Origin of the sequence: Streptomyces marincola (assembly GCF_020410765.1) — a bacterium.
Classification (GTDB): Bacteria; Actinomycetota; Actinomycetes; order Streptomycetales; family Streptomycetaceae; genus Streptomyces; species Streptomyces marincola.
This window is the reverse complement of sequence record NZ_CP084541.1, coordinates 3,315,129-3,338,805: the sequence shown is the minus strand read 5'-3', so window position 1 is coordinate 3,338,805 and position 23,677 is coordinate 3,315,129. Positions and strand designations below refer to the sequence as shown.

Here is a 23,677-nt window from a genome sequence, read left to right as displayed (position 1 = left end):
CGGCGGATGAGCGCCGCGAGCCGCCGCGGGAAGCCGCCGTGGCCGGAATCCGACCACGGCGGCTTCGCGGGGGAGCGGGTCAACGCGCCGCCAGATCACCGCTCCCGGCCTTGACCGCGGACACGAAGCCGGTCCAGCCGGCCGTGCCGAAGACGAGCACAGGGCCGGCCGTGTCCTTGGAGTCCCGCACCGGGACGAAGCCCGAAGCGGCGGCCTGCCGCGCGTATTCGAGGCAGGCGCCCCCGTTCTGACTGCTGTGGCTCGACTTGACCCACTGGACTCCTGCCAGGTCGGTCCTGCTGTTCATCCGGAGTACTCCTCCAACATCACCTTTTTGATGAGCGCCCGCGATTGGTCGGGCGACATGGCGTCGGCGCGCAGCCGTTCGTAAGCCGCTGATGCCTCAACCACGTGCACGGAGGAGTCAATCACACGGCCGCCGCTCCACGATTCCTCGTAGAGCAGCGGAGGATCCTCGCTGAACCGCAGAAGGATGAAACTTTCCGCCGCGGGGGCGGCTCCGGTGGAGAACGGCAGCACCTGAAGGGTGGTCTGCGGAGATTCCGCCGCGCGGAGCAGGCGGCTCAACTGCTCGCGCATGACGGTGATTCCGCCGATCTGACGGCGCAGGCACGACTCGTCGAGAATCACCCACAAGAGTGGCGGATTGGCGCGCTCAAGGGCTTCCTGCCGCCGCATCCGGGCCTCCACCTTCCGTTTGACCCACTGCTCCGACGAAGTCGGGTGCGCACGGCGGTAGATGGCGTAGGCGTAGTCCTCGGTCTGGAGGATGCCGGTGACGAGGTTCGCGCTGTAGTCGAGGATCGACTCCGCCAGTGCCTCCCACCTGACGAACGGCTCGAACCACGACGGGTGTTCGCGACTGTTGATACGTTCGCGCATGCGCGCGAAAAAGCCGGACGTATTGAACACGCGATCGCACGCCGCCGCGAACTGGGCACTTCCGAGCATCAGTCCGTTCTCCACTTTGGAGATGTACGGCGGCTGGTAGTGCGTTTCGTCCGCGAGTCCCTTCTGGGTCAGCTTGGCGTGCAGCCGCGCCTCCCTGACCTCCAGTCCGAAATAGGCGTAGCCGTCGCTCGGTTCGCAGCCGCTGAACTCGTTCACTTGTTTGTCTTCCTGACTTTCCGGATCGTTCGGAAACCCGAAAGGTGGTGTCACGGGGACGTCGGAGGGTGATGGTTGGGGTACGCAAGGTGAATACCCACGGTGGACGGAGCGGTCACATGAAGCCGGGCAATCTCAGCGAGGAAGAACATCCGATTTCCTGTACGAGTTCTCACGCTCGCGCGGGCGCGTGCACGGGGTGGCAGGCGTGAGCGCGAGCGTCCATGTCGCGCTGCGCGGCATCGTGTTCTCCGGTCTCAGCGGCTGGCCGCTGCCGCAGCGCGCGCCCGAGGGCAACGACTGGGTGACCGGCCGCTGCTGGCTGTACTGCCGGCGCGAGAACGTCAGCGTGCTGTGGATCGGCCCGCTGCGCACCCCGTCCCTGGAGAGCGAGCTGTACGCCTGCGGCCAGTGCATCGCGGAGCTGGTCAGCCTCGCGCGCGAGGAACGGCGCCGCCGCGAGCTGCCGGAGCACCGGGTGTGCGAGCACCGTGAGCTGGAGCGCAGGGACGGAAAAACGTTTTGCAGCGGATGCGCGCGCCAGATCTATCTGTAACGTCCTGGGCATGCGTGCGATCACTGTTCCGGAACCGGGTGGTCCCGAGGCGCTGGTGTGGGCCGAGGTCGACGACCCGGTGGCCGGACCCGGAGAAGTGCTCATCGACGTCGTGGCGGCCGGGGTCAACCGGGCCGACGTCCTCCAGCGGCAGGGCCACTACGACCCGCCGCCCGGCGTCTCGCCCGTCCCCGGCCTCGAATGCTCGGGGCGCGTCGCCGCGCTCGGCGACGGGGTGGACGGCCTGCGGGTGGGGGACGAGGTGTGCGCGCTGCTCGCGGGGGGCGGGTACGCCGAGCGGGTCGCCGTTCCCGCGGGGCAGGTGCTGCCGGTGCCTGGCCGCGTCGGCCTCGTGAACGCGGCGGCGCTGCCCGAGGTGGCGTGCACGGTGTGGTCGACGGTGTTCATGGGGGCGGGCCTGCGGCCGGGCGAGACGCTGCTGGTGCACGGGGGCGCCAGCGGCATCGGGACGATGGCGGTGCAGCTGGCGAAGGCGGTGGGCGCGCGGGTGGCGGTGACGGCGGGCAGCACCGAGAAGCTGGCCCGTTGCCGCGAACTGGGCGCCGACGTGCTCATCAACTACCGGGAGCAGGACTTCGCGGAGGAGCTGGAGAACGAGGTCGACGTCGTGCTCGACATCGTCGGCGCCGCGTACCTCGAACGGAACGTGCGGGTCCTCGCCCCGGGCGGGCGGCTGGTGATCATCGGCTTCCAGGGCGGGGTGCGGGCGGAGTTCGACCTGCGGCGCCTGCTGGCGAAACGCGCCTCGGTCGCGGCGGCCTCGCTGCGGGCCAGGCCCGTGGCCGAGAAGGCGGCGATCGTGGCGCAGGTGCGCGACCACGTCTGGCCGCTGCTCGCCGACGCCCGGGTCGTGCCCGTGATCGACCGGCGGCTGCCCCTCGCCGACGCGGCCGAGGCCCACCGGGCGATGGAGGCGAGCGACCACGTGGGGAAGATTCTGCTGACCGCCTGAGTGGCGGCGTTTGCCCGAGATGCCGGATGTGCTCGCCTGTGTGACGCTGGACACATCGTCGGTCGGTGCGGGTGAAGGGTCGGGCGCTGTGAGGGTGTGGGCGGGAATCGCGATGGCCGCCGCGGCCGTCATAGCTCTGTGCGTTCCCTCGGCCCTCGCCGGGGACCCGCCGAGCGGGAGCGGCGTGGCCCGCGTGGGCGCGGAGCGCGTGGGCGAGGAGCGCGTCGTGCCGGACGGGCGCGGCGCGGTGCCCGGCGGCGCCCGGGTCCGCGCCGGTGAGGCCCCGGCCGGGGTCGATGCCGGAGTCGATGCCGGCGGCCCCGCGCCGTCCCGGACGTCCGGCGCGTTCGCCGCCCGGCCGGGCGGCGAGGTGCTGCCGGTGCTGCCGCTGGGCGCGGGGCTCGCGTGCCTGGGCCTCGGCCTCGGCGCCCTCGGCCTCCGCCTGCGGCGCGTGTGACGCGGCGCCCGAACGGCCCGCGCTCTCCCGGCGGTTCCTGCGCGGTCGGCGGACCCGGTGCCGTCGCGGCCCCGCCCCCGGGGCGCAGGTCCTGGGGTCGCCCGCCGGCCGTCGGCCGTTGCGCGTTCGACAGCGGCGAGGCCGTTTGCCTACCGGGATAATACTGAGTATAGATACTCGGTATGTCGATCCGTCACGGGCTTCTCGCCCTCCTGGAGAGCGGGCCGCGCTACGGCTCGCAGCTCCGCACAGAATTCGAGTCGCGCACCGGCTCCACCTGGCCGCTCAACATCGGGCAGGTGTACACCACGCTCGGCCGCCTCGAACGCGACGGCCTGATCGTCCCCGAGGGCGGCGGCGACGCCAAGCAGCAGCTGTACGCCATCACGGAGGCCGGGCGGCGGCACCTCGACGAGTGGTTCGCGCGGCCCGTTGACCGCTCCCAGCCGGCGCGGGACGAGCTGGCCATCAAGCTGGCCATGGCCGTCGGCACCCCCGGCGTGGACGTGCGGGCCATCATCCAGGGGCAGCGCCGCCACACGGTGAAGGCCATGCAGGACTACACCAGGCTCAAGGCGCGCGCGCTCGCCGGCGGCCCCGCGTCCCGGGACGACATCGCCTGGCTCCTCGTCCTCGAACAGCTCATCTTCCAGGCCGAGGCGGAGAGCCGCTGGCTCGACCACTGCGAAACGCGCCTGCTGCGGCTCGCGGCCGAGGCCCCGCGGCACGCCCCGCCGCCGCCCGCGGGGAACGCGCCCGAGGACCCCGCCCCGGCCGAGACCGGCCGCACCCGCGGGGGAGCCGCCTCGTGACCGCCACCGACCACGACCCCGCCGCCGCGCCGGGCCAGGACGCGCCCGTCCTCGCCCTGCACGGCGTCTCCCGCGTCCACGCCAGCGGGGTGGCCGCCGTGCACGCGCTGCGCGGCGTCGACCTCAGCGTGCACGCGGGCGAACTCGTCGCCGTCATGGGCCCCTCGGGCTCCGGCAAGTCCACGCTGCTCACCCTCGCCGGCGGCCTCGACACCGCGACGGAGGGCCGCGTCCTCGTCGAGGGCCGCGACCTGGGCACGCTCGGCCGCTCCGAGCTGGCCAAGGTGCGCCGCACCGCCGTCGGCTACGTGTTCCAGGACTACAACCTGATACCGGCCCTCACCGCCGCGGAGAACGTCGCGCTCCCCCGCGAGCTCGACGGCGTCGCGAGCCGCACCGCCCACCGCGAGGCCCTGGCCGCGCTCGTCGAGATCGGGCTGCCCGAGGTGGCCGACCGGTTCCCCGACGAGATGTCGGGCGGCCAGCAGCAGCGCGTCGCCATCGCCCGCGCCCTCGTCGGCGAACGGCGCCTGGTGCTGGCCGACGAGCCCACCGGCGCGCTGGACTCCGAGACGGGCGAGACCGTCCTCGCGCTGCTCCGCAAGCGCTGCGACGAGGGCGCCGCGGCCGTTCTCGTCACGCACGAGCCCCGTTACGCCGCCTGGGCCGACCGCGTGGTCTTCCTGCGCGACGGCACGATCGTGGACCAGTCCGTGTCCCACTCGGCCGAGTCGCTGCTCTCCGGCGGAGGGCCGCGGTGAGCCGGATCGCCACCTGGCGGCTCGCGCTGCGCGTCGCGCGCCGCGACGCCCTGCGCGCCAAGGGCCGCAGCGCCCTGGTCGTCGCCATGATCGCCCTGCCCATCGTCGGCGTGACCGGCGCCGACATCGCCTTCCGCAGCGGCGATGTCTCGCAGGCCGAGGAGCTGACCCGCCTCATGGGCGGGGCCGATGCCGAGTTCCAGCAGGCCGCCGCCGGCCCCGTGTGGCAGTCGCCCGACAACGGGCAGATGCACGCCGAGGACGGGGTCTGGGACGCCCCCGACGAGCGCACGCCCGAGGACATCGCCGGCGTGCTGGCCGGGCTGCTGCCCCCGGGCACCGAACTGCGCGCGAACGAGACCGCGCGCGGCGTCGTCCACAGCAGGTCGGGGCTCATGCCGACGAGCGTCCGGAAGGTCGAGCCAGGACCCCACACCGAGGGCATGCTGACCCTGCTGCGCGGCGACTTCCCCGGCGCGGACGACGAGGTGGCCGTCACCCAGGCGTTCCTCGACAACAGCGGCCTGTACGTCGGCTCACGGCTGCGCTTCGAGGACGACGACACCTCCTACCGCATCACCGGCGCCTACGAGCTGCCCGGCGACCTGGGCGCGGACGAGGTGCTCGCCCGGCCGGGCGCGGAGCCGCCGCGGTCCGAGGACTCGGTCACGGTGACGTACCTGGCCGACGTGCCCGAGGGCGGCGTCACCTGGGACATGGTCATGGCCGCGAACGAGCACGGCCTGACCGCCACGTCCAAGTCCGTCGTCGCCGACCCGCCGCCCGACGACCAGGTGCCGCTGTTCCGCGAGCTGGGGCGGAGCGAGGCCTGGGGGGCGACAACTCCGAGATGGTCGTCGTCGCCGTCGTGGTCGTCTCGCTGATCGTCCTGGAGATCTGCCTGCTGGCCGGTCCCGCGTTCGCCGTGGGCGCGCGCCGCTCCCGCCGCCAGCTCGGCCTGATCGGCGCGAACGGCGGCGACCGCCGCCACCTGCGGGCCGTCATGCTGGCCGGCGGCATCGTGCTCGGGGCGGCGGCGGCCGTCATCGGCCTCGCGCTCGGCACCCTGCTGGCACTGGCCGCCAGGCCGTGGATCGAGGAGCGGAACGGCAGCCGTTTCGGCGCGTGGGACTTCCGGGTGCCCGAGCTGGCCGGGATCGCCCTGCTCGCCGTTCTCGTCGGACTGCTCGCCGCGGTCGTGCCCGCGATCGGCGCCGCACGGGCCGACGTGCTGGAATCGCTCACCGGTCGGCGCGGCGTGCGCCGCACCGGGCGCGCCCTGCCCGTGGTCGGCACGGTCGCCGTGGTCCTCGGCGTCCCGCTCACCCTGGTGGGCGGCCTGATGTGGAACAGCGCGCCCGCCGTCGCGGGCGGCGCGATCCTCACCGAACTCGGCCTCGTCGCGCTCACCCCGCTGCTCGTCGGCGCGTTCGGCCGCCTCGGCCGCAGGCTGCCGCTGACCGCGCGGCTCGCCCTGCGGGACGCCGCGCGCAACCGCGGCAGGACCGCGCCCGCCGTCGCCGCCGTGCTGGCCGCCGTGGCCGGGGCGGTCTCCGTCGCCACCGTGATCGCCAGCGACGACGCCGAGGGGCGCGGCGAATACGTGGCCGAGCTGCCCGAAGGCACCGTCGCCATCAACGCCGGGTGGCGCGACGAGGGCAACCTTGAGCTGGCCGCGCGGCTCGCCGAGCAGCACCTGCCCGTGGAGACGCGCGCCGACCTCGCGATGCTCCCCCCGGGACCCGAGAGTTCGGCGCTTCTCGTCATGCCCGAGGGCGCCGAGTGCCCGCTGTGGGAGCTGGAGGCCGAGTCGATGACACCGGCCGAGCGGCGCGAGCTCCAGGAGGACCCGCGCTGCGCCGAAGGTTCCGCCGCCGACATGGTGGCCGTCGCGGGTCCCGAACTGCTCGACGTGCTGGACATCGGCGGCCCCGAAGCGCGCGCCGCGCTCGACCGCGGCGACGCGGTGGTGCTGGCCGAGCACCTGGTCGCCGACGGCCGGATCGAGGTGGCGGTGTTCGAGGAAGAGGCGGGGTATGACGAGTCGGGCGAGTTCATCAGGCCCCCGGACCGCACCCTCGCCTTCCCCGCCCACGTCGTGGATGCCGAGAACATGCCGTTTGGGTACGGCGCGGTCGTCTCGCCCGAGACCGCGCGTGCGGCCGGCACGGACGCGTTGGTCGACCAGGTGCTGATGTCCACCACGCGCACGCCCACGGGGGAGGAGGAGCAGGCGCTGGCGGGCGCGCTCTCGGACCAGCTGGGCTCGGACCCGCACCTGTACATCGAGAACGGCTACGAGGGCGACGCGGACCTCGGCCTGCTGATCCTTTCGCTGGCCGCCCTGGTGATCACGCTGGGGGCCGCGGGCATCGCGACCGGTCTCGCCCAGGCCGACTCGGAGGCCGACCTGAGAACGCTCGCCGCCGTCGGCGCGGCGCCCCGGCTGCGCAGGGCCCTCTCCGGACTTCAGTGCGGGATGGTCGCGGCCATGGGGGTGTTCCTCGGCGCGCTGTCGGGGCTCGTGCCCGCCGTGGGCATCGTGCTGGTCCTGCACCGCGATGAGCTGGACTACTGGGAACGCGGCTGGGACGAGGGCTGGGAAACGCTGGAGAGCCGGCCCGAGCTGTACCTGGAGCTGCCGTGGGGCACGTTCGCCCAGCTCATCGTCGTCGTGCCGCTCGTCGCCTGCCTCATGGCCGCGCTGCTGACCCGCTCCCGGGTGCCCCTCGCGCGGCGGGCCGGGTGATCCGCGTTGCATGATGGGGGTATGACACAGCCGAGCAACGACGCACCGCAGGAGAAGTCCCAGATTCTGGTCGTGGGGCCGGACGGGATGGCGCTCAGCGGTGTCGCGCCCCAGGGAAACGGTGAAGGCGACGGGGGGCCGAACGAGACGCCCCTGACCGAGATGGTGGAGCAGCCGGCGAAGGTCATGCGGATCGGCAGCATGATCAAGCAGCTGCTCGAAGAGGTGAAGTCGGCGCCGCTCGACGAGGCGAGCCGGGCCCGGCTGAAGGAGATCCACGCCAGCTCGGTCAAGGAGCTGGAGGAAGGGCTCGCGCCCGAGCTGGTGGCGGAGCTGAGCCGCCTGTCGCTGCCGTTCACGGATGACAGCGTGCCCACCGACGCCGAGCTGCGCATCGCGCAGGCGCAGCTGGTCGGCTGGCTCGAAGGGCTGTTCCACGGCATTCAGACGGCGCTGTTCGCGCAGCAGATGGCGGCCCGCGCGCAGCTCGAACAGATGCGGCGGGCCCTGCCGCCCGGCGCGCTGGGCGACGAGGGGCAGGAGAGCGACGACCCGCGCGGCGGCGCGCGTTCCGGCCCCTACCTGTAGGCGCGCGCCCGCGGAGCACGGGGAACGGGGGCGGCGACCACGCGGTCGCCGCCCCCGTTCGTGCGCGGGTGTGCCGCCGGTCAGGCCCAGGTGATCAGCCGCTTGGGCCGCTCAAGCACGGCCGCCACGTCCGCGAGCACCTTCGAGCCCAGCTCGCCGTCGACGAGCCGGTGGTCGAAGGACAGCGCGAGCGTGGTGACGTGCCGGGGCTTGACCTTGCCCTTGTGGACCCACGGCTGCTCGCGGATCGCGCCGAACGCGAGGATCGCGGCCTCGCCCGGGGTGAGGATCGGGGTCCCGGTGTCGACGCCGAAGACGCCGACGTTGGTGATCGTCACCGTGCCGTCCCGCATGTCGGCCAGCGGTGTCCTGCCCTCCTTCGCGGTGGCGACCAGGTCGCCGAGCGCCCGCGACAGCTCGGGCAGGGTCATGGCCTGCGCGTCCTTGATGTTCGGGACGATCAGGCCGCGCTGGGTGGCCGCGGCGATGCCCAGGTTGACGTAGTCCTTGTAGACGATCTCCTGGTTCTCCTCGTCCCAGGCCGCGTTCACCTCGGGGTTGCGGCGGATGGCGACGAGCAGGGCCTTGGCGACCAGCAGCAGCGGGTTGACGCGGAGCCCGGCGAAGTCCGGGTCCTCCTTCAGCTCGCCGACCAGGCGCATCGTGCGCGTCACATCGACCGTGATGAACTCGGTCGCGTGCGGCGCGGTGAACGCGCTCGACACCATCGCCTGCGCCGTCGCCTTGCGCACGCCCTTGATCGGTACCCGGCGTTCGCGGATCGCGGCCAGCGACTGCGGCTCAACGGCCGGCACGGAGCCGGCCGCCGGCGCGTGGTCGGCGGCTGGCTGCCCGTTCCTGGAGGCGCGGTCGTGGTCGGCCGCGGCGCCGGGTGCCGGGCGCCTGGCGGCGGCGTGCACGTCGTCGCGGGTGACGATCCCGTCCGCGCCGGTCGGCGTGACGCCCGCGAGGTCGACCCCGAGGTCCTTGGCCAGCTTGCGGACCGGGGGCTTGGCCAGCGGCCGTCCGTTCTCCCGCGCCGCCTGCCCGCGGGACGCGGCCTGCGGCTCGGGAACGGGGGCCGGTTCCGGAACGGCCGCCGGCTCGGGAGCGGCCGGCTCCGGGATGCGCGGCTTGCGCGGCCTGCGCCTGCCCGACGGCGCCGAGACGCCGTAGCCGACGAGCACGGGCTGCCTGCCCTCGCCCGCCGGGGGCTCGCCGTTCCCGCCGCCCTCCCCGGCCGCGCCGCCGTCCGCCGCCGCCGGAGCCGCGGGTGCCTCGGCGCCCGGCGGCGGCCCCGCGCCCGGGTCGGTGTCGACCGTGATGATCGGGGTGCCGACATCCACGGTGGTGCCCTCGGGGAAGAGGATCTCGCGCACCGTTCCGTCGTAGGGGATGGGCAGCTCGACCGCCGCCTTGGCGGTCTCGACCTCCACCACCGTCTGCCCGTCGCTGACCGTGTCGCCCGGCGCGACGAGCCACTTCAGGATCTCCGCCTCGGCGAGTCCTTCGCCCACGTCCGGCATTCTGAACTCGCGGTAGCGCTGTGCTTCAGCAGCCATCGTCACGACTCTCCTCAGCCTCTCCCTCAGTACGCCAAGGCGCGGTCGACGCTGTCCAGCACCCTGTCAAGCCCGGGAAGGTACTCCTCCTCCAGCCGCGCGGGCGGATACGGCGCGTGGAAACCGCCCACGCGCAGCACCGGCGCTTCCAGATGGTAGAAGCAGCGCTCCGTGATGCGGGCGGCGATCTCGCCGCCGGAGCCGAAGAACACCGGCGCCTCGTGCACCACCACCAAGCGGCCGGTCCGTTCGACCGACCGCTGGAGGGTGTCGAAGTCGATCGGCGAGACCGACCGCAGGTCGACCACTTCCAGCGAGACGCCGTCCTCCTCGGCCGCGCTCGCCGCGGCGAGCGCCGTCTTCACCGAGGGCCCGTAGGCGGCGATCGTCAGGTCATCGCCCGGCCTGACCACCTTGGCCGCGTGCAGGGGGCCTGGGATGCCCTCGCGGTCGACCTCGCCCTTGTCCCAGTACCTGGCCTTCGGCTCGAAGAACACCACCGGGTCGTCGCACTGGATCGCCTGCTGGAGCATCCAGTACGCGTCCGACGCGTCGGAGGGGGTGACGATCTTCAGGCCGGCGACGTGCGCGAACAGGGCCTCGGGGGACTCGCTGTGGTGCTCGACCGCGCCGATGCCGCCCCCGTAGGGGATGCGGATGACGACGGGCAGCCGGACGGCGCCCAGGGAACGGGCGTGCATCTTGGCGAGCTGGGTGACGATCTGGTCGTACGCGGGGAACACGAAGCCGTCGAACTGGATCTCGGCGACCGGCCGGTAGCCGCGCAGGGCCAGGCCGATGGCGGTGCCGATGATGCCGGACTCGGCGAGCGGCGTGTCGATGACCCGGTCCTCGCCGAAGTCCTTCTGGAGCTGGTCGGTGATGCGGAAGACGCCGCCGAGCCGGCCCACGTCCTCGCCCATGACCAGGACCTTCGGGTCGGTTTCGAGCGCCGTGCGCAGCGAGGCGTTGAGCGCCTTCGCGAGCGCCATCTTCTCGGCCGCCATGTCAGTTCCCCTCGTGCTGGTCGGCGAACGACGCGAGGTAGGCGCCGTACTGGGCCCGTTCCTCGTCGACGAGCGCGTGCCCGTCGGCGTAGGTGTGCTCGAACATCGCCATGCCGTCGGGGTCGGGCATGGTGCGGATCACCTCGCGCACCCGCTTGGCCAGCGCGTCGCTCTCGGCCTGGAGCTCGGAGAAGAACGCGTCGTCCGCCGCGTCCTCCCGCTCGATCAGGCGGCGCAGTCGCAGCATCGGGTCCTTCGCCTCCCAGGCTTCGAGCTCCTCCTTGGGGCGGTAGCGGGTCGGGTCGTCCGAGGTGGTGTGGGCGCCCATGCGGTAGGTGAACGCCTCGACCAGGATCGGGCCCTGCCCGGTCCTGGCGTGCTCGGCGGCGGCGCGGGTGACGGCGAGCACCGCGAGCACGTCGTTGCCGTCGACGCGGACGCCGGGGAAGCCGTAGCCCTGGGCCCGCTGGTAGAGCGGCACGCGGGTCTGGCGTTCCGTGGGCTCGGAGATCGCCCACTGGTTGTTCTGGCAGAAGAACACGACCGGGGCGTTGTACACGGCGGCGAACGTGAACGCCTCGGCCACGTCGCCCTGGCTCGACGCCCCGTCCCCGAAGTAGGCGAGCACCGCCTCGTCGGCGCCGTCCTTGAGCACGCCCATCGCGTAGCCCGTGGCGTGCAGCGCCTGCGAGCCGATGACGATGGTGTAGAGGTGGAAGCGGTTGCTCGCGGGGTCCCAGCCGCCGTGGTTGACGCCGCGGAACATGCCGAGCAACTGCGCCGGGTCGACCCCGCGGCACCAGGCGACGCCGTGCTCGCGGTAGGTGGGGAAGACGTAGTCCGTCTCGCGCAGCGCGCGGCCGGAACCGATCTGCGCGGCCTCCTGGCCGAGCAGCGAGGGCCAGAGCCCCAGTTCGCCCTGCCGCTGGAGCGCGGTCGCCTCCGCGTCGAACCTGCGGGTCAGCATCATGTCGCGGTACAGGCCGCGCAGTTGCTCGGGCGTGGTGTCGAGGGCGTAGTCGGGGTGCTCGACCCGCTCCCCCTCGGGCGTGAGCAGCTGGACCATCTCCGGCCGCTCGGCCTGCCGCTTCCCCGCCGGCTTCCGGCTCGCGGCCGTCCTCCTGGGGGCGGCCGGCTTCTTGCTCGCGGCCGCCTTCCCGCTCGCGGCCGGTTTCCGGCTCGCGGTCGTCTTCCCGCTCGCGGCAGTCGTCTCGGCCGCGGCGCGGCGCGGCTTCCCGCGTGCGGCGGTGCTCTCCACGGTCACTCGTGCTCCTCCGTCGGTCCGGCCCCCGGGGTCCACCGGGCGGCCAGTGCGGCTGACCCGGTCCCGTACGGCGCACGGGGGTGTGTGCGGCGCGGACGGAACCGAGCGGTCCTGTGTCGCGTTCCCGTCCCGTTCCGCGGGCCCCATCAGAGCACGGTATCCAGTGCCGCCACAAGCTGTGAAAAGGGGGTCTGACCTGCGGATTTACCTGGATTTCCAAGTATCTGGCGGCAGCTGGGGGAACAGTACGGCTCCCAGCCTCGCAGGGCGCCGGGACACTTGCACGTTAACCCGGGTGCGCGGGCGTCCGGAAGAGTGCGGAGCGGAGCGGGTGGCCGGTGACTGTGTGACACTGAGCAGGTGGGCGAAGACGGAAAAGTCACCGTATTCCTCCTCGACGATCACGAGGTGGTGCGGCGCGGCGTGCACGAGCTGCTCGCGATGGAGCCGGACATCGAGGTCGTGGGCGAGGCGGGCACCGCCGCCGACGCGCTGGCCCGCATCCCCGCCGCGCGTCCTGACGTCGCCGTGCTCGACGTGCGGCTGCCGGACGGCAGTGGCGTCGAGGTCTGCCGGGAAATTCGTTCGAGGGATGAGTCGATCAGCTGTCTGATGCTCACGTCCTACGCGGACGACGAGGCGCTGTTCGACGCGATCATGGCGGGCGCCTCGGGATACGTGCTCAAGGCCATCCGCGGCACCGAGCTGCTGACCGCCGTCCGGGACGTGGCCGCGGGCAGGTCGCTGCTCGACCCCGAGGCCACCCGGCGCGTCCTCGACCGGCTGCGCGGCGGCGACACGGCGGACGGCGACGACCGGCTCGAACGGCTGACGGACCAGGAGCGGCGCATCCTCGGCCTCATCGGGGACGGGCTGACCAACCGCGCGATCGGCCAGGAGCTCAACCTCGCCGAGAAGACGATCAAGAACTACGTGTCCAGTCTGCTGGCCAAGCTCGGCATGGAACGGCGCTCCCAGGCCGCGGCCTACGTCGCCAGGCGCCAGGCGGAACGCGGCCGGTAGCCGCGCGCGCCCGCGCGCGCCCGCGCCACTCCCGTCCCGGCGCGCCCCTGCCGTTCCGCCGGCGCGGGCCCGGCCTCAGTCGCAGAACGCGTCCCGCACCGCCGCCGCGTTCCGCGTCCACCACACCACCAGGGCCCCGGCGGCGGGGAACTGCGGATCGGGCCTGCGGTCGGCCCGTTCGTAGTGCCAGCGCAGCATCCAGAAGTCGTTCAGCCGCTCCCACCACACCCGGTGCACGGCGGCGGCCAGCTCCGCGGATGACGCCCCCACGGCCGCCCGGTAGGCGCGGGCGTAGGCGCGGATCTTCGGCAGTTCGAGGCGGCCGTCCGGGCAGAGGTAGAAGATCGCCGCCGCCCTGACCGCCTCCTCGGCGCGCGGGCGCACCGCCAGCCGGTCCCAGTCCACGATCGCGACCGGCTCCACCGGCGGCTCGGCCCGGTACAGCAGGTTCAGCGGGTGGAAGTCCCCGTGCACCCACCCCTCGGCGGGTATCTCCCGCGCCCCGGGCCGCAGGTGCGCGTGCGCGCGCAGCAGCACCCGCCGCTCCAGCAGGCGGTACTCGGCCAGCTCGTCGAACGCGGTCCTGCGGGCGCGCGAGCGCACCCGGCGGAGCAGCTGATCGATCAGCGCCTGCGTGTCGGCCGTGCGCGCCGCCTCGCGCTCCGGCGGGCGCCTCGGCGGCGAGCGCCTTATCACGCCTTCGAGCGCCCCGTGGACCCGGCCGAGCAGCGCGCCGAGCCGCCGGCTCTCGCCGCCGTCGAGCTGCCTGCCGTGCCGGTGCCTGCCCTCCACCCACGGGTGCAGCGCGTAGGCCCGGCCGCGCAGCACCGCGACCGTCCGCCCGTCCCGCGCGGGCACCGGCGGCACCGCGGGCAGGCCGAGCCGGGCGAGCGCGGCCGTCGCGCGGTGCCGGCCGGCCAGCGGCGTCACCGTCTGCGGGTCGCCGCCGATGTGGTGCTTCAGGAAGAACACGCCGCGCGTGGTCGCCAGCCGGTAGCCGTGGTTCAGCAGCCCCTCCGCGACCCGTTCGCAGGCGACGGGCTCCCCCGCGTCGTACCGGCGCAGCAGCGCCGCCAGGGTGCGTCCGGAGAGCCCCGCCGCGCGGTCAGGGACCGCCGACACCTGGCCCCGTCGGCGGCTCCTCGCCGCCGCCGCCCGGCGCTCCGGTGTTCGTCCCGCCGTCGTCCTCATCGCCGTCGCCGCCGCCGTCACCGGGGTCCCCGGGGTCGCCGGTCGGGGGCGGAGTGGGGTCGACGGGCTGCGTGGGCTCGACCGTCTCGTCGGGCGGCGTGGGATCGACCGTCTCCTCCTGGGTCGGCTCGCCCTCCCCCGAGCCGGGCGGCCGGCCGCCGGTGTCGGGCCGCGACCAGTCATCGTCGTCGTTCTCGTACTGCGGCGGGTCGTAGTCGTTATCCGGCGCGTCCTCGACGTCGTCCTCGGTCTCCGGCGGGGCCTCCGGCTCCGACTCCTCCTCGGTGGGCCCGGTCGTCTCGGCGGTCGGCGTCGGCGCCGGCGGGTTGTCCGCGGTGTCGTCGCCGCCGAGGTTGGCCGCCACGAGCACGCCCGTGCCGATGGCCACGACGGCGAGCAGCGCGACGAGGATCATCCGGCCGCGCCGCCCGTTCCCACCGGACCCGGCCGGGGTGTCGCCGTCGCCCGCGCCGCCCTGGTTGCCCATGAGCAGCGGCGCCGCGTACTGGCTGGTCGGCGTGTCCGCGTGGGCGGCCCGCGCCGGGGCGGCCGGCGTGCCCATCGGCGGGGTGGCCCCGCCGGTGACGGACCCCGTGTTCCACAGGCCGCCGGTGTGCCCGCCGTGCTCCTGGAGCATGCGCAGCGCGTACTGCACCAGGCCGCGCATCTCCTCGGCGGACTGGAAGCGGTCCTCGGGCTCCTTGGCCAGCGAACGCATCACCAGGCCGTCCAGCTCCGGCGGCGCGTTGGAGGACACCTCGGACGGCAGTTTGGGCATGTCCTGGACGTGCTGGTAGACCACCGCGAGCGGGCTCTCGCCGATGAACGGCGGGCGCAGCGTCAGCAGCTCGTACAGCAGGCAGCCGACCGCGTACAGGTCGGAGCGGGTGTCGATGGCCTTGCCGAGCGCCTGCTCGGGGGACAGGTACTGCGGGGTGCCCATGACCATGCCGGTCTGCGTCATGGTCTGCGCCGCGCCGTGCAGCGCGCGGGCGATGCCGAAGTCCATCACCTTGACGGCGCCGGACTCGGTGATGATGACGTTGGCCGGCTTGATGTCGCGGTGGACGATCCCGTGGTGGTGGCTGTAGGCCAGGGCTTCGAGCACGCCGGAGACGATGACGAGCGACTGCTCGACGGGCGGGCCCTCGGCGCTCATCAGGAGTTCCCTGATGGTCTGGCCGTGCACGACCTCCATCACGATGTAGGGCACCACGTGGCGGCCGACGGTCTCCTCGCCCGAGTCGTAGACGGCGACGACGGCGTGGTGGTTGAGCCCCGCGACGGACTGGGCCTCGCGCGTGAAGCGGGCCTTGGACACCGGGTCCTGCGCCAGGTCGGAGCGCAGCAGCTTGACGGCGACGGGCCGGCCGAGCCTGACGTCCTCGGCGGCGAACACCTCCGCCATGCCGCCCCGGCCCAGGCGGTACGTCAGCCGGTAACGCCCGTCGCCGACCAGCCCGTTGTCGCCCCACGACTCCGGGGAGTCGGGCACGTCGCTGCCGGCCGCTCCGGGCTCGTCCTCGCCTGAGCCCGCAGCGCCTTGCTCGTGTGCCATCAGCCCTCACCGTGGTAAGCCAGGTTCTCGCGGCCATCAAACCCGCTCGGGGGCCGCGCTGACAAGTTGGCTCCGGGGCGGCCGGGGACGGGGCAACGGGCCCGGCGCGCCTTGGGAGCGCCCCGGGGCTGAGGCAGACTTGGACCGCAGGAGCAGTCCGTATTATGCGCGGCGGAGGACTCCGCGCCCTGCCGGTGCGGGGGAGCGAATCCGCCAAGGGGGAACGACCAGATGAGTGACCACGCCAGGCCGCCGGGAAACCATAGAGGGCCCTCCGTGGGGGGCGGCCGCTACCAGCTGTTGGACGTCGTCGGCAGGGGCGGCATGGCGTCCGTGCATCTGGCCTGGGACACGGTCCTGGAGCGGCGGGTCGCGATCAAGACGATGCACGCGGAACTCGCACGTGAGGACGCCTTCCGCGAGCGCTTCAAACGCGAGGCGCAGTCCGTCGCGAAGCTCACCCACACCAACATCGTCTCCGTGTACGACACCGGCGAGGACCGGATCGACGGGGCGCTGGTGCCCTACATCGTCATGGAGTACGTCGAGGGCCGTTCGCTCGGCGCCGAGCTGGAGCGGGACGTCGAGCGGTACGGCGCGATGCCGGCCGACAAGGCCCTGCGCATCACCGCGGACGTGCTGGCCGCGCTCGACATCAGCCACGAGATGGAGCTGGTGCACCGGGACATCAAGCCGGGGAACGTCATGCTGACCCGCCGCGATGTGGTGAAGGTCATGGACTTCGGCATCGCGCGGGCCATGCAGTCCGGGGTCGCCGCGATGACGCAGACCGGCATGGTGGTCGGGACCCCGCACTACCTCTCGCCGGAACAGGCGCTCGGCCGCGGCGTGGACGCCAGGTCCGACCTGTACTCGGTGGGCGTCATGCTCTTCGAACTGCTCACCGGGCGGCTGGTGTTCGACGCGGAGTCCGCGCTCGCCATCGCCTACGCGCATGTGCAGGAGGAGCCGCAGGCGCCGTCCACCATCAACGCCTCGGTGCCCCCGGCCGTCGACGCGCTCGTGGCGCGCGCCCTCCAGAAGAACCCGAACGACCGCTTCCCCTCGGCCCAGGTGTTCGCCGACGAGTGCCGGCGCGTGGCCGGCGCCCTCACCGGCGCGGCCCCGAGCATCGTGCCGGGCGCGCAGGCCCCGTCCAACAGCGGGGCCGCCGTGTCGAACGCGGTGTTCCCGCAGTTCGGCAGCCCGACGCCGCCGCCCGGCGGCTACGCCACCCCCTACGCGCCGGCGCAGCCGCCCCCGGGCGGCTACGGCTACCCGCACCCGGCGCAGAACGCCGCGCCCCCCTACGGCGGCGCGCCGCACGGCGCGACGGGCGCCGTTCCCGAGACGCGGCTCACCTCGGGCGGCGGGGACGGGCGCCGCGGCGGCTCGTGGCTGGTGGCCACGGCGGCCGTGGTGGCGACCGCGCTGGTCGCGGCGGTCGCCGTGCTGGCACTGATGAACGGCGGGGACGACGGCGGCGGCGAGGACCAGGCGGGCGGCAGCGGCGGGAGCACGGGCCAGGGCGGGGACGCGGAAGGGGCCGAGGTCTCCCAGGAACCCACGGAACGCGAGCGCCGGTACACGCCGGGCGACCCGGAGCAGGCCATCCAGCCGTCGGCGTGCGTGAGCGCGGCGAACCACTACGACCAGGAGGAGCATCCCGGCGCGCTGACCGCCCCCGACTTCTACGACTTCCACATCGACTCGGTCAAGGCGTGCCTGCGCGCGGCGGGCTGGTCCTACGACGAGGAACTGCACTACGAGGACGAGGTCATCAAGGGCGAGGGCATGGTGCTGCGCCAGAACCCCGCGCCCGGCGAGCCGTACGACCCGGAGGAGGACGAGTTCGAGCTGACCGTGTCCACCGGCAACGAGCGCGTGAGCTGAGCCGGGGCCGGACCGGTCGGCGGGCGGCCGGCGGGTGGGCGGCGTCCTCGGCGCCCCGCGCCGTGCGGTGGCCGCGGCCGGAGCGTGCGGCGTGCGCGGACGGTTCAGTGCGTCGGCGCGAACCCGTTGACGATGCGCTCGGCGAGGTCCGTGTCGCCCTCGATCCTCAGCTTGTCCGCGACCTTCTTGGCGCGCACCCGGCCGCTGGTGAGCCGCACGAACGTCTCCCAGTCCGTCGTGAACGTCACGATCGGTCCGAGCGAGGGGCTGCTGTCCACCGTGCCGTTGCCGTGCTCGTCGACGCGCACGGTGCGCAGGAACTCCACCGGGCCGCCCACGTCGAAGACCACCGCGGACTTCTTCGGCGCGCCCGCGTCCTCGGCGATCACCTTGGGCAGCCGGCCGAGCAGCACGTCGCGGGCGACGTGCGCGGCGGCGGTGTCGAGGTTCCCCGGGCGGCGCAGCGCGCGGCGCAGGTCCTGCTCGTGCGTCCACACGTCGAACACCCGCCAGTCGAGGAAGTCCTGGAGCGGCATCTTGCCGTGCAGCGGGTGCGAGACGATGTCCTCGGGCTTGCGGCGCTCGTTCCGCAGCTGGCGCGACCTGCGGATGATGGTGTACTCCAGCTCGCTGGTCATCTCCGGGCCCGTGTGGTGCCGCCTGACGTCGACCTGCACCTCCATGTACCGCGTGGTCTCGTCGGTCACGTGGTAGAGGTCGCGCGGCAGGGTGTGGATGGGGCGCGGGTCGCCCAGCGCCTCGCACTCGCCGCCGATCACGTGCGACACGACGTCGCGCACCGACCAGCCGGGGCACTCGGTGGCCCGGTTCCACTCGCCGTCCACCAGTGACGAAGCCAGTTCGGATATCGCCTCGATGGATTGTGTCCAGGCGTCGATGGACGGCTGAAGGCTCGGGTGCACGGTCACGGGACCCCTCGTGGCGGTTCGTCGCTGGTCGGGTGTGCTCACACGGTACGCCGCGTCGGCGTGGCCGGTGAATGCTTCTCGGAGACGAATCCTAGGGGGCGGGCGCAGGGGGGAGCCACTTGCGGGACCGGGCGGACCGCAGTGCAGTGCGGTGCCGCCCGGCCCCGTGAACACCACGATGACGGGCGTGTTTCACGACTCGGTGACGAGCCGTCGTCAGGGCCGCGACGGCCGGGGGGCCGGCCGGGTCCCAGGAGCGCGCCGGCCGGCGGCCGGTCAGGGGCGCAGGAACGCGGCCATCGCGTTGGCCAGGAGGAACGGGTCGACGGCGGCGCACAGTTCGCGCGCGGAGTGCATGGACAGGATCGCGACGCCGACGTCGACGGTGGCGATGCCGTGCCGCGCGGCCGTGAGCGGGCCGATCGTGGTGCCGCAGGGCACGGAGTTGTTGGATACGAACGGCTGCCACGGCACGCCCGCGCGCTCGCACGCGGCGACGAACTCGGCCCGCCCCTCGCCGTCGGTGGCGTAGCGCTGGTTGACGTTGGTCTTGAGGATGGGGCCGCCCCCGGCGCGCGGGTGGTGCGTCGGGTCGTGCCGCTCGGGGTAGTTGGGGTGCACGGCGTGGCCGGTGTCGGAGGACAGGCAGAACGACCGGGCGAACGCGCGGGCGCGGTCGTCGTAGCCGCCGCCGCGCGCGGCGACCGACCGCTTCAGCACCCGGCCGAGCAGCGGGCCCTGGGCGCCGGTGTCGGAGGTGCTGCCGTTCTCCTCGTGGTCGAACGCGGCGAGCACCGGGATGTGGTCCAGGTCGCCGGCCGCCGCGGCGGCGATGAGCGCGGCGGTCGCGGCGTGCACGGAGAGCAGGTTGTCCAGGCGGGGCCCGGCCATCAGCTCGCGGTCGCGGCCGAGGTAGGCGGGCGGCTCCACGCTGTGGGCCATGAGGTCGAAGCCGAGGACGTCGCCCGGCGCGACGCCCGCCTCGGCGGCGAGGAACTCGATCAACTCGCCCTCGCGCGGGGCGCCGAGGCCCCACAGCGGCGTCATGTGCTGCTGCCGGTCGAGCTTGAGCCCGTCGTTCACGCCGCGGTCGAGGTGGACGGCCAGCTGCGGGACGCGCAGCAGCGGCCGGTCGGCGTTCACGAGCGTGCTGCCGCCGCCGCGCAGCGTCAGCCGTCCCGAGAGGCCGAGGTCGCGGTCGAGCCACGTGTTGAGCAGCGTGCCGCCGTAGATCTCGACGGCGATCTGCTTCCAGCCGGCGCGGCCGGTGTCGGGCACCGGCTTGACGCGCAGGTTCGGGGAGTCGGTGTGCGCCCCGATGATGCGGAAGCCCGTCGCGGGCCCCGCGGACTCGGGCACGAACCACGCGATGAGCGCCCCGCCGCGCTGCACGTAACGGCCGCCGGGCGCGCCGTCCCAGGCCGCGGTCTCCTCGACCCGCCGGAACCCCGACTTCTCCAGGCGCTCCACGGCACTCGCCACCGCGTGGTACGGGGACGGCGACGCGGCGAGGAAGCCCATGAGGTCGTCGGTGTGGGCGTGGTCGAACGGTGCAGTCATGACAGCAGCATACGAACCCGCGTCCGGTGCGCGGCACGGCCGTGCCGGGGGAAGGGCCCGGCGCGCGGGGGGTACGCGCCGGGCCCGGCCTCGGGGGCGCCCGCGGGCGCCGGGCGGCCCGGCGGCGGGCGGCTTCCCCGCGCGCCGGGCCCGCCGGTCAGAACGCCGACTCGTCCAGGTCCATCAGGGACAGGTCGGTGGTCTCCGCCGTCGCCCTGACCACGGCGACGCCGGGCAGGACGGTGGCGGCGAAGTGCCGGGCGGCGGCGATCTTGCCGGCGTAGAACGCGGCGTCGCGCCCGGTCGCCTCGGGCAGCTTCGCGGCGGCCACGGCGGCGCCGCGCAGCAGCAGGTAGCCGACGACGACGTCGCCCGCGGCCATGAGGAACGACGTGGTGTTCAGGCCGACCTTGTAGAGCGAGCGGACGTCCTTCTCGGTGGCGGCGAGGTCCGTCAGCAGCACGCCGACGGTGGCCTCCAGGTCGCCCACGGCGCGGCCGAGCAGCTCGCGGGCCGCGGTCAGCTCCTGGCCGCCGGAGTCCTCGGCGAGGAACTTCCTGATCTCCTCGGCGAGCGCGGACAGCGCGACGCCCTGGTTGCGGACGATCTTGCGGAAGAAGAAGTCCTGGCCCTGGATGGCGGTGGTGCCCTCGTACAGGGTGTCGATCTTGGCGTCCCTGATGTACTGCTCGATCGGGTAGTCCTGGAGGTAGCCGGAGCCGCCCAGGGTCTGGAGGGACTCGGCGAGCTGCGCGTAGGACCGCTCGGAGCCGTAGCCCTTGACGATGGGCAGCAGCAGGTCGTTGAGCGCCTCGTCGGCCGACGCGTCCTCGCCCGCGGCCTGCTTGACCAGGATGTCGTCCTGGACGCTCGCGGTGTACAGCATCAGGGCGCGCATGCCCTCGGCGTACGCCTTCTGCGTCATGAGCGAACGGCGCACGTCGGGGTGGTGCGTGATGGTGACGCGCGGCGCGGTCTTGTCCGCGAACTGCGTCAGGTCGGGGCCCTGCACGCGCTCCTTGGCGTAGGCCAGGGCGTTGAGGTAGCCCGTGGAGAGGGTCGCGATGGCCTTCGTGCCGACCATCATGCGCGCGAACTCGATGATCTTGAACATCTGGCGGATGCCGTCGTGCTTCTCGCCCAGCAGCCAGCCCTTGGCCGGGGTGCCGTGGGCGCCGAACGTCATCTCGCAGGTGTTGGAGACCTTCAGGCCCATCTTGTGCTCGACGTTGGTGGCGTACACGCCGTTGCGCGCCCCCAGTTCGCCGGTGTCCCAGTCGAAGTCGTACTTGGGCACGATGAACAGCGACAGGCCCTTGGTGCCGGGGCCGTGGCCCTCGGGCCTGGCGAGCACGAAGTGGACGATGTTCTCGCTGAGGTCGTGCTCACCCGAGGTGATGAAGCGCTTGACGCCCTCGATGTGCCAGGAGCCGTCGTCCTGCCGCACGGCCTTGGCCCGGCCGGCGCCGACGTCGGAGCCCGCGTCGGGCTCGGTGAGCACCATCGTGGAGCCCCAGCGGCGGTCCACCATCAGCTGGGCGATCTTCTTCTGCTCCTCGGTGGCCTCGTCGTACAGGACGCGGCCGAACGTCGGGCCCGAGGCGTACATCCAGATCGCCGGGTTGGCGCCCAGCACGTTCTCGCCCGCGGCCCACACCAGCGAGCGGGGGGCGGTGAGGCCGCCCAGCTCCTCGCCGATGCTCATGCGCCACCACTCGGCGTCCATGTAGGCGTGGTAGCTGCGCTTGAACGACTCCGGCAGCGGCGCGGTGTGGGTCGCGGGGTCGAAGACCGGCGGGTTGCGGTCGGCGTCCTCGTAGGAGGCGGCCAGTTCGTTCTCGGCGAGGCGGGTGATCTCGGCGAGCATGCTCCGCGCGGTCTCGGGGTCGGTCTCCTCGAACGGACCCGTCCCGTACACCGCGTCGCGGCCAAGGACCTCGAACAGGTTGAACTCGATGTCTCGGAGATTCGACGTGTAGTGCCCCATGGCGGCGACTCCGTTGCTGGCGTGTACCGGGTAGTAGCATCCATGATGCTACCCATCGGTAATAAGAAGCAAGCGGAACGCCCGCCGAAGCGGCCCGTACTCTTTCTCACATGTACGGCTACGACCAGCCGGGCTACGCCGGCCAGCAGCCCTACGGGGTGCAGCAGCCCCCCGCCGCCGCCGGGTACGGCGGCCAGCAGCTGTACCCCGAACAGCAGTCGTCGGCCCCCGCGGCGGCGGCGCCCGCGCCTCCCTCGCTGGTGGACGCGCTGCGGGCGTACACCTCTGGCGCGATGTCGAGCGAGGAGTTCCACGACATCTTCCTCAGCGCCAAGATCTACTGCCCGCGCGGCGAGAACCCCGGATTCCTCGCGCTGCACAACACGCGGCAGCCGGTGATCCCGCTGTTCACCTCGCTGAAGGAGCTGCGCCGCTACGCGGGCAAGGAGTCGCGCTACTTCACCGTCACCGGGGGCGAGGTGCTCGACCTGCTGCCCGGCGGCTACGGCTTCGCCCTCGACATGGAGGGCGAGCACCGCCTGGTGCTCGACGCGAAGTCCGTCGAGGAGATGGTCGACTACACGATGCGCCGCCTCTACGGCTGAGCCTCTGCGGCTTCCGGGGCCGTGACGTCTCGACAGAAGTTTACTGTTCAACTATTCTGATGGTGTTCCGACGGCAGACACGCCCAGGAGGTTGCCATGCCCGCGGTCACCGTGGAGAACCCGCTCACCCTGCCCCGCGTCACCACGCCCCCGCCGCAGGCCCGCCCGCGGCCCGTCCAGGCGGTGGCCACCGCCCCGGCCGGCTTCGAGGGCGAGGGCTTCCCCGTGCGCCGCGCGTTCGCCGGCATCAGCCACCGCAGGCTCGACCCGTTCATCCTCATGGACCAGATGGGCGAGGTCGAATACGCGGCGGGCGAGCCGAAGGGGACCCCGTGGCATCCGCACCGGGGCTTCGAGACCGTCACCTACCTGATCGACGGCACGTTCGTGCACCAGGACTCCGAGGGCGGCGGCGGCGTCATCAACGGCGGCGACACCCAGTGGATGACGGCGGGCTCCGGACTGCTGCACATCGAGGCGCCACCGGAGGAAATGGTGCTCGCCGGCGGCCTGTTCCACGGCATACAGCTGTGGGTCAACCTCCCGGCCAAGGACAAGATGACCACGCCGCGCTACCAGGACATCGGCGGCGGCAACGTGCGGCTGCTGACCTCGGGCGACGGCGGCGCGGTGCTGCGCCTGATCGCCGGGGAGCTCGACGGGCACCGGGGTCCCGGCGTCACCCACACCCCGATCACCCTCGTGCACGCCACGCTCGCCCCCGGCGCCGAGGTCACGCTGCCCTGGCGGCCCGACTTCAACGCCCTCGGCTACGTGCTCGCCGGCCGCGGCAGCGCGGGTCAGGACGGCAGGCCCGTCGAGATGGGCCAGGCGATCGTCTTCGGCTCGGGCGACACCGTCACCGTCCGCGCCGCCGCCGCGCAGGACGCGCGCACCCCCGCGCTCGACGTGGTGCTCCTCGGCGGCCTACCGATCCGGGAGCCGTTCGCGCACTACGGCCCGTTCGTGATGAACACCCACGCCGAACTGGCCCAGGCGTTCGACGACTTCCAGGCCGGCCGGCTGGGCCGCGTCCCCGCCGCGCGCGCGGAGGACTGACCCGCGCGCCCTCCC

At 73.3% G+C, this 23,677-nt stretch carries 22 protein-coding genes; 12 read left to right on the top strand and 10 right to left on the bottom strand.

The window, feature by feature from the left end:
• Positions 1-79: 79 nt before the first annotated feature.
• Together LC193_RS14315 and LC193_RS14310 are read right to left on the bottom strand one after the other, a co-directional pair.
• Positions 80-307: a DUF397 domain-containing protein gene (locus LC193_RS14315; RefSeq protein WP_226074518.1), complete on the bottom strand. Its 228-nt coding sequence runs from the start codon at positions 305-307 to the stop codon at positions 80-82.
• A complete protein-coding gene (locus tag LC193_RS14310) occupies positions 304-1,128 on the bottom strand; it encodes a helix-turn-helix domain-containing protein (protein ID WP_226074517.1) in 825 nt (274 codons plus the stop codon). The genes LC193_RS14315 and LC193_RS14310 overlap by 4 nt, the downstream gene beginning before the upstream one ends.
• A gap of 208 nt (positions 1,129-1,336) precedes the next feature.
• Between LC193_RS14310 and LC193_RS14305 the strand changes: the two genes are divergently transcribed.
• The 8 genes from LC193_RS14305 to LC193_RS14270 all read left to right on the top strand — a co-directional run bounded on the left by LC193_RS14305 (position 1,337) and on the right by LC193_RS14270 (position 8,024).
• Complete coding sequence (locus LC193_RS14305; protein ID WP_226074516.1) at positions 1,337-1,684, top strand: hypothetical protein; 348 nt, start codon at positions 1,337-1,339, stop codon at positions 1,682-1,684.
• 10 nt (positions 1,685-1,694) lie between these two features.
• Complete coding sequence (locus LC193_RS14300) at positions 1,695-2,657, top strand: NAD(P)H-quinone oxidoreductase (protein WP_226074515.1); 963 nt, start codon at positions 1,695-1,697, stop codon at positions 2,655-2,657.
• 112 nt (positions 2,658-2,769) lie between these two features.
• A complete protein-coding gene (locus tag LC193_RS14295; protein ID WP_226074514.1) occupies positions 2,770-3,114 on the top strand; it encodes a hypothetical protein in 345 nt (114 codons plus the stop codon).
• 182 nt (positions 3,115-3,296) lie between these two features.
• Positions 3,297-3,926 (top strand): PadR family transcriptional regulator, encoded by a 630-nt coding sequence (locus LC193_RS14290; RefSeq protein WP_226074513.1) that lies wholly within the window; start codon positions 3,297-3,299, stop codon positions 3,924-3,926.
• A complete protein-coding gene (locus tag LC193_RS14285) occupies positions 3,923-4,687 on the top strand; it encodes an ABC transporter ATP-binding protein (RefSeq protein ID WP_226074512.1) in 765 nt (254 codons plus the stop codon). The genes LC193_RS14290 and LC193_RS14285 overlap by 4 nt, the downstream gene beginning before the upstream one ends.
• A complete protein-coding gene (locus LC193_RS14280; protein WP_226074510.1) occupies positions 4,684-5,571 on the top strand; it encodes a hypothetical protein in 888 nt (295 codons plus the stop codon). Before LC193_RS14285 ends, LC193_RS14280 begins: the two co-directional genes overlap by 4 nt.
• A complete protein-coding gene (locus LC193_RS14275; protein WP_226074508.1) occupies positions 5,538-7,436 on the top strand; it encodes an FtsX-like permease family protein in 1,899 nt (632 codons plus the stop codon). Before LC193_RS14280 ends, LC193_RS14275 begins: the two co-directional genes overlap by 34 nt.
• 21 nt (positions 7,437-7,457) lie before the next feature.
• Positions 7,458-8,024 (top strand): bacterial proteasome activator family protein, encoded by a 567-nt coding sequence (locus tag LC193_RS14270; RefSeq protein WP_318842155.1) that lies wholly within the window; start codon positions 7,458-7,460, stop codon positions 8,022-8,024.
• An 80-nt stretch (positions 8,025-8,104) separates the two neighbouring features.
• Here LC193_RS14270 and LC193_RS14265 read toward each other — a convergent pair whose 3' ends face one another.
• From LC193_RS14265 to pdhA, 3 genes are read right to left on the bottom strand one after another with little or no spacing between them, the layout of a single operon-like run.
• The gene (locus LC193_RS14265; RefSeq protein ID WP_226074506.1) at positions 8,105-9,586 is read right to left on the bottom strand and encodes a dihydrolipoamide acetyltransferase family protein; all 1,482 of its coding nucleotides are present in this window, start codon (positions 9,584-9,586) and stop codon (positions 8,105-8,107) included.
• A gap of 26 nt (positions 9,587-9,612) precedes the next feature.
• Positions 9,613-10,593 (bottom strand): alpha-ketoacid dehydrogenase subunit beta, encoded by a 981-nt coding sequence (locus LC193_RS14260; protein WP_226074505.1) that lies wholly within the window; start codon positions 10,591-10,593, stop codon positions 9,613-9,615.
• A 1-nt stretch (position 10,594) separates the two neighbouring features.
• Positions 10,595-11,857 (bottom strand): pyruvate dehydrogenase (acetyl-transferring) E1 component subunit alpha, encoded by a 1,263-nt coding sequence (pdhA, locus tag LC193_RS14255; protein ID WP_226074503.1) that lies wholly within the window; start codon positions 11,855-11,857, stop codon positions 10,595-10,597.
• Between the two features lie 360 nt (positions 11,858-12,217).
• Between pdhA and LC193_RS14250 the strand changes: the two genes are divergently transcribed.
• Entirely contained in the window at positions 12,218-12,880 is a 663-nt protein-coding gene (locus tag LC193_RS14250) for a response regulator (RefSeq protein ID WP_226074501.1), read from the top strand.
• Between the two features lie 75 nt (positions 12,881-12,955).
• Here LC193_RS14250 and LC193_RS14245 read toward each other — a convergent pair whose 3' ends face one another.
• Positions 12,956-14,002, bottom strand: a complete 1,047-nt coding sequence (locus tag LC193_RS14245) for a phosphotransferase (protein ID WP_226074499.1) — start codon at positions 14,000-14,002, stop codon at positions 12,956-12,958.
• Complete coding sequence (locus tag LC193_RS14240) at positions 13,986-15,629, bottom strand: protein kinase domain-containing protein (RefSeq protein ID WP_226074497.1); 1,644 nt, start codon at positions 15,627-15,629, stop codon at positions 13,986-13,988. Before LC193_RS14240 ends, LC193_RS14245 begins: the two co-directional genes overlap by 17 nt.
• Before the next feature lie 231 nt (positions 15,630-15,860).
• On the opposite strand from LC193_RS14240, the gene LC193_RS14235 reads away from it, so the two are divergent.
• Complete coding sequence (locus tag LC193_RS14235; RefSeq protein WP_226074495.1) at positions 15,861-17,522, top strand: Stk1 family PASTA domain-containing Ser/Thr kinase; 1,662 nt, start codon at positions 15,861-15,863, stop codon at positions 17,520-17,522.
• A gap of 104 nt (positions 17,523-17,626) precedes the next feature.
• On the opposite strand, the gene LC193_RS14230 is transcribed toward LC193_RS14235, so the two are convergent.
• From LC193_RS14230 to LC193_RS14220, 3 genes are all read right to left on the bottom strand, one after another.
• A complete protein-coding gene (locus LC193_RS14230; RefSeq protein ID WP_226074494.1) occupies positions 17,627-18,451 on the bottom strand; it encodes a maleylpyruvate isomerase family mycothiol-dependent enzyme in 825 nt (274 codons plus the stop codon).
• Positions 18,452-18,727: 276 nt separating this feature from the next.
• Positions 18,728-20,011, bottom strand: a complete 1,284-nt coding sequence (locus LC193_RS14225; RefSeq protein ID WP_226074493.1) for a M18 family aminopeptidase — start codon at positions 20,009-20,011, stop codon at positions 18,728-18,730.
• A 157-nt stretch (positions 20,012-20,168) separates the two neighbouring features.
• Entirely contained in the window at positions 20,169-21,998 is a 1,830-nt protein-coding gene (locus tag LC193_RS14220; protein WP_226074492.1) for an acyl-CoA dehydrogenase, read from the bottom strand.
• Between the two features lie 110 nt (positions 21,999-22,108).
• Between LC193_RS14220 and LC193_RS14215 the strand changes: the two genes are divergently transcribed.
• Positions 22,109-22,603 carry an SseB family protein gene (locus tag LC193_RS14215; RefSeq protein ID WP_226074491.1) on the top strand — a complete coding sequence of 165 codons (495 nt, stop codon included), beginning with the start codon at positions 22,109-22,111 and terminating at the stop codon, positions 22,601-22,603.
• Positions 22,604-22,699: 96 nt separating this feature from the next.
• A complete protein-coding gene (locus LC193_RS14210) occupies positions 22,700-23,662 on the top strand; it encodes a pirin family protein (RefSeq protein WP_226074490.1) in 963 nt (320 codons plus the stop codon).
• Positions 23,663-23,677: the final 15 nt, after the last annotated feature.

Excerpts from the sequence above, each read along its gene's own strand:
- LC193_RS14260 (WP_226074505.1), bottom strand. The coding sequence starts at position 10,593 with ATGGCGGCCGAGAAGATGGCGCTCGCGAAGGCGCTCAACGCCTCGCTG.
- LC193_RS14275 (WP_226074508.1), top strand. The coding sequence starts at position 5,538 with ATGGTCGTCGTCGCCGTCGTGGTCGTCTCGCTGATCGTCCTGGAGATC.
- LC193_RS14300 (WP_226074515.1), top strand. The coding sequence starts at position 1,695 with ATGCGTGCGATCACTGTTCCGGAACCGGGTGGTCCCGAGGCGCTGGTG.
- LC193_RS14215 (WP_226074491.1), top strand. The coding sequence starts at position 22,109 with ATGTACGGCTACGACCAGCCGGGCTACGCCGGCCAGCAGCCCTACGGG.
- LC193_RS14240 (WP_226074497.1), bottom strand. The coding sequence starts at position 15,629 with ATGGCACACGAGCAAGGCGCTGCGGGCTCAGGCGAGGACGAGCCCGGA.
- LC193_RS14290 (WP_226074513.1), top strand. The coding sequence starts at position 3,297 with ATGTCGATCCGTCACGGGCTTCTCGCCCTCCTGGAGAGCGGGCCGCGC.
- LC193_RS14235 (WP_226074495.1), top strand. The coding sequence starts at position 15,861 with ATGAGTGACCACGCCAGGCCGCCGGGAAACCATAGAGGGCCCTCCGTG.
- LC193_RS14225 (WP_226074493.1), bottom strand. The coding sequence starts at position 20,011 with ATGACTGCACCGTTCGACCACGCCCACACCGACGACCTCATGGGCTTC.
- LC193_RS14270 (WP_318842155.1), top strand. The coding sequence starts at position 7,458 with ATGACACAGCCGAGCAACGACGCACCGCAGGAGAAGTCCCAGATTCTG.
- LC193_RS14315 (WP_226074518.1), bottom strand. The coding sequence starts at position 307 with ATGAACAGCAGGACCGACCTGGCAGGAGTCCAGTGGGTCAAGTCGAGC.
- LC193_RS14295 (WP_226074514.1), top strand. The coding sequence starts at position 2,770 with ATGGCCGCCGCGGCCGTCATAGCTCTGTGCGTTCCCTCGGCCCTCGCC.
- LC193_RS14210 (WP_226074490.1), top strand. The coding sequence starts at position 22,700 with ATGCCCGCGGTCACCGTGGAGAACCCGCTCACCCTGCCCCGCGTCACC.
- LC193_RS14220 (WP_226074492.1), bottom strand. The coding sequence starts at position 21,998 with ATGGGGCACTACACGTCGAATCTCCGAGACATCGAGTTCAACCTGTTC.
- LC193_RS14265 (WP_226074506.1), bottom strand. The coding sequence starts at position 9,586 with ATGGCTGCTGAAGCACAGCGCTACCGCGAGTTCAGAATGCCGGACGTG.